Genomic DNA, 397 nt, shown 5'->3' on the forward strand with positions numbered 1-397 from the left:
CTTGGCCACCACGGTGGACGCCTGGGACACCGGGCCCGATTCCATCTCGGCGGGCAGGGACTTGAACCAGCCGATGGAGGCGTTGGCGGCCATTCCGGCGGCCGCGGCGGGGGGGATCAGGAGCCCGGCCACGACCACTCCGGCAACCACGGCAACCGCGATGAACGCGATGACGTTGCCCAGGACCGAGGTGGGCTCAGGGCCCGATGTGTTGCGTGATGCCATTGCGCCAGTCTACAAGCCGGGTCCGACCGCGGCGGTCCACCCGAGGTGCGGTTCGGCTGTGATGTCCCCGGCAGGCAGACCCGCGCGCGAGCACGTCCCGGCAAGTAGTGTGGTGGCCATGACCACTTGGGAATACGCAACCGTTCCGCTCATGATCCACGCCACCAAGCAG

1 protein-coding gene is annotated in these 397 nt (G+C 68.5%); it reads right to left on the reverse strand.

What is annotated here, in order from left to right:
* Positions 1 to 225, reverse strand: a 225-nt coding sequence (locus V6F91_RS27220) for a hypothetical protein (RefSeq protein WP_332769946.1), incomplete at its 3' end; no start/stop codon positions are given.
* Positions 226 to 397: the final 172 nt, after the last annotated feature.

The sequence above is a fragment of the Pseudomonas koreensis genome, from assembly GCF_036668835.1.
In the GTDB taxonomy this organism is placed as follows: Bacteria; Pseudomonadota; Gammaproteobacteria; order Pseudomonadales; family Pseudomonadaceae; genus Aquipseudomonas; species Aquipseudomonas koreensis_I.